Here is a 3,195-nt window from a genome sequence, read left to right on the forward strand (position 1 = left end):
CCCGCCAGCCCGACGGCGACGTGCTCGCCATGAACGTGATCGAGGAGATCCACCGCCGCCTGCCGACGACCCACCTCGTCATGCACGGCTCTTCTTCCGTGCCGCAGGACCTGCAGGACATCATCAACCAGTACGGCGGCCAGATGAAGCCGACCTGGGGCGTGCCGGTCGAGGAGATCCAGCGCGGCATCAAGCACGGCGTGCGCAAAATCAACATCGACACCGACAACCGCATGGCGATGACCGGCCAGATCCGGAAGATCCTCACCGAGAACCCGGCCGAGTTCGACCCGCGCAAGTACCTGAAGCCCGCCATGGAGGCGATGACGAAGCTCTGCCGCCAGCGCTTCGAGGAGTTCAACACCGCCGGCCAGGGCTCGAAGATCCGCCCGATCTCGGTCGCCGAGATGGCCAAGCGCTACGCCAGCGGCTCGCTCGACCCGAAGATCGAGGCGGCTGCCTGACCCGCATGAGCCAGCAACGCCTCGCCCTGCTCACCCCGCACGGAACCGCGGCCAGCGACCTCGACGGGCTCCTGCCCGCCATCGAGGCGGCCTGCGCGGCCGGCGACGTCGCCGCGGTGATCCTGCGGCTGGCGCCCGCCGACGAGCGGGCGCTGACCGCGCTCGTCAAGCGCGCGGCGCCCGCGGTGCAGGCGCACGAGGCCGCGCTCGTCGTCGCCTGCCCCGGCTTCGCGGGCGATCTCGTCAGCGTCGCCACCCGCGGCGGCGCGGACGGCGTCCACGTCGACAAGCCGGCGGGCCTCAAGGACCTGCGCGAGCGCCTGCGCGAGGGCCGCATCCTCGGCACCGGCGGCTTCGAGACGCGCCACGCCGCGATGGATGCGGGCGAGGGCGGGGCCGACTACCTGATGTTCGGCGGCCTCTACCCGGACGGGGCGGCGCCCGACCCCGAGGGCGTGCGCGAGCGCGCCGCGTGGTGGGCCGAGATCTTCGAGACGCCCTGCATCGCCGTCGCCTGCACGGAGGCGGAGATCGCGGACGCCGCCGCCACGGGGGCCGAGTTCGTCGGCCTGGAGAGCGCGCTCTGGCTCGCCGACCCGGCGGCGGTCGCCCGTGCGCAGGAGGCGCTGGGAGGCGCGGCATGAGGCGGCTCGCGCTCGTTCTCGCCGCGCTCGTCCCGGGCGCCGCCCTGGCGGCGCAGACGCCCGCTCCGAGCCCGGCCCTGACGCCGAAGGCCACGGAGCAGCCGGCCAAGGACCAGGCGGGGAAGCCGCCGATGCGCGAGTTGCCGAGCCCCTACACGCCGAACTACACGGGCGGCGCCCTGCCGCGCGGGGGCGGCCAGCCCGATTTCGCCTACGGCGCCTACCAGAAGGGCCAGTACGTCACCGCCTTCCGGGAGGCGACGAAGCGCATCGAGGCCGACCGTCGGGACGCCGCCGCGATGACGCTGCTGGGCGAGCTCTACAACCAGGGCCTCGGCGTCCGCCAGGACCCCGTGAAGGCGGCCGAGTGGTATCGGCTCGCCGCCGCCCTGAACGATTCCGCCGCGATGTCCTCGCTCGGGCTGATGTCGATGGACGGGCGCGGCGTCCAGAAGGACCTCAAGGCCGGCCGGCGCTGGCTGGAGAGCGCCGCCGAGAAGGGCTCGCCGACGGCCGCCTACAACCTCGCGCTGATCCTGATCGGGGCGGCCAAGCCCGAGGACGAGGCCCGCGCCGCGACCCTGCTGCGCAAGGCCGCCGAGAACGAGATCGGCCCGGCCCAGCACGGGCTCGGCGTGCTCTACCTGCAGGGCCGCGGCGTGCCGAAGGATCCCTCCCAGGCCGCCGAGTGGTTCCGCCGCGCGGCCGACAACGGGGACCTGGCCGGCGAGGTCGAGTTCGCGATCCTGCTGTTCAACGGCAACGGCGTGCCGAAGGACGAGGCGCGCGCCGCCCGCTACTTCCTGCACGCGGCCCAGCGCGGCAACGCCATCGCGCAGAACCGCGTCGCCCGGCTCTACGCGGTCGGCCGCGGCCTGCAGAAGAACCTGCTGGAAGCCGCGACCTGGAACCTGCTGGCGGCCCAGCAGGGGCTGTCGGATGCCTGGCTCGACCAGACGCTGTCTGGCCTCACGACCGACGAGAAGCGGCGCGCCGAGGCCCAGGCGAGCGCGCGCAACGAGGCGCGCTGAGCCGCCTACAGCTTGCACGCTCCGTCGAGCGCCCGGTTCTCGGCTTCCGTGAACAGGCGCGAGCGGATGTGGAAGCGCTTCTCGCGGCCGTTCTCCAGCGAGAACATGCCGCCGCGCCCCGGCACCACGTCGAGGATGATGTGGGTGTGCTTCCAGACCGCGAACTGCGTGCGGGAGATGTAGAAGTCCGCGCCGCCGACCTGCCCGAGATGCACGTCGCCGTCGCCGATCATGAAGTCGCCGACCGGATAGCACATCGGCGAGGATCCGTCGCAGCAGCCGCCCGACTGGTGGAACATCACCGGGCCGTGGTCGGCCCTGAGTTCCTCGATCAGCGCGAGCGCCGCGGGCGTCGCGGTCACCCGGAGCGGCGTGCCGGCCGCGTCGGCCTGTTCGGCGGTGGTGGTCTCGATGCCTGTCGCCTCGCTCATGGGTCGTCCTCCCGTTCGGTATGGTGGCTATCTGGGGCGCGAATCGTCCGGCCACAGCGGGACCTTTCGGATGTCGGTGCGTTGGCCCGGCGCTATTCCGCCGCCAGCCTCAGGACCGTCATGCCCGCCCGCTCCCTCCTCGCCGCCCTGCTCATCGGTCTGGCGCTGCCCGCCGCGGCCGCCCCGCCGCCCGGCGTCGATCCGGGGGCCGGCGCGGGCAGCGTCGGCGCCGGCCCGGCGCCCGGCACGCCCTCCGGCGTCGTCGGCTTCGATGGGCCGCCCGGCGGCGGGGTCAACACCACCGGCGGTCCCGGCGCGCTCCCGCCGGGGGCGCCGCCCGCCAACACCGGCCTGCCCGCCGGCAGCCCGGCCTCCCCGCGCTGAGGGGGCGGATTCACGAAGCCGACTGACACCGTTTCCGGTTGAATGGTTCGGCCGTGTGAGGTGGACCGCGCCGCGCCCCCTCTCCCATAGGGAGAGGGTTGGGGTGAGGGGTATGAGGCTGCCGGAGAAGGCGCGGTGCCGAACGCGCGTCGATCGCGTGCTCATCCCTGCCACCTCATACCCCTCACCCTGTCCCTCTCCCTCTGGGAGAGGGGACCCGCGCTTCGTCCTGAGACGATGC

The 3,195-nt window shown here is 73.4% G+C and carries 5 protein-coding genes; 4 read left to right on the top strand and 1 reads right to left on the bottom strand.

All coding sequences use genetic code 11. From position 1 onward, the window contains the following. The 3 genes from AX737_RS13775 to AX737_RS13785 all read left to right on the top strand — a co-directional run. The coding region (locus AX737_RS13775; protein WP_197430574.1) for a class II fructose-bisphosphate aldolase at positions 1–464 on the top strand (464 nt) is incomplete at its 5' end. Between the two features lie 5 nt (positions 465–469). After that, positions 470–1,108, top strand: a complete 639-nt coding sequence (locus tag AX737_RS13780) for a thiamine phosphate synthase (RefSeq protein ID WP_066922212.1) — start codon at positions 470–472, stop codon at positions 1,106–1,108. Continuing rightward, positions 1,105–2,139, top strand: coding sequence for a tetratricopeptide repeat protein (locus AX737_RS13785; protein WP_066922215.1), 1,035 nt, complete (start codon positions 1,105–1,107; stop codon positions 2,137–2,139). Before AX737_RS13780 ends, AX737_RS13785 begins: the two co-directional genes overlap by 4 nt. A 5-nt stretch (positions 2,140–2,144) precedes the next feature. Here AX737_RS13785 and AX737_RS13790 read toward each other — a convergent pair whose 3' ends face one another. Then, positions 2,145–2,570 carry a DUF779 domain-containing protein gene (locus tag AX737_RS13790; RefSeq protein WP_066922217.1) on the bottom strand — a complete coding sequence of 142 codons (426 nt, stop codon included), beginning with the start codon at positions 2,568–2,570 and terminating at the stop codon, positions 2,145–2,147. Between the two features lie 120 nt (positions 2,571–2,690). Here AX737_RS13790 and AX737_RS13795 point away from each other — a divergent pair, with 120 nt between their 5' ends. Then, positions 2,691–2,954 (top strand): hypothetical protein, encoded by a 264-nt coding sequence (locus AX737_RS13795; RefSeq protein WP_156453708.1) that lies wholly within the window; start codon positions 2,691–2,693, stop codon positions 2,952–2,954. Positions 2,955–3,195: the final 241 nt, after the last annotated feature.

Source organism: Methylobacterium sp. CCH5-D2 (assembly GCF_001556475.1).
Lineage (GTDB): Bacteria > Pseudomonadota > Alphaproteobacteria > Rhizobiales > Beijerinckiaceae > Methylobacterium > Methylobacterium hispanicum.

Bases quoted from the DNA above. Each gene is read 5' to 3' on its own strand.
- AX737_RS13780 (WP_066922212.1), top strand. From the start codon at position 470: ATGAGCCAGCAACGCCTCGCCCTGCTCACCCCGCACGGAACCGCGGCC.
- AX737_RS13790 (WP_066922217.1), bottom strand. From the start codon at position 2,570: ATGAGCGAGGCGACAGGCATCGAGACCACCACCGCCGAACAGGCCGAC.
- AX737_RS13785 (WP_066922215.1), top strand. From the start codon at position 1,105: ATGAGGCGGCTCGCGCTCGTTCTCGCCGCGCTCGTCCCGGGCGCCGCC.
- AX737_RS13795 (WP_156453708.1), top strand. From the start codon at position 2,691: ATGCCCGCCCGCTCCCTCCTCGCCGCCCTGCTCATCGGTCTGGCGCTG.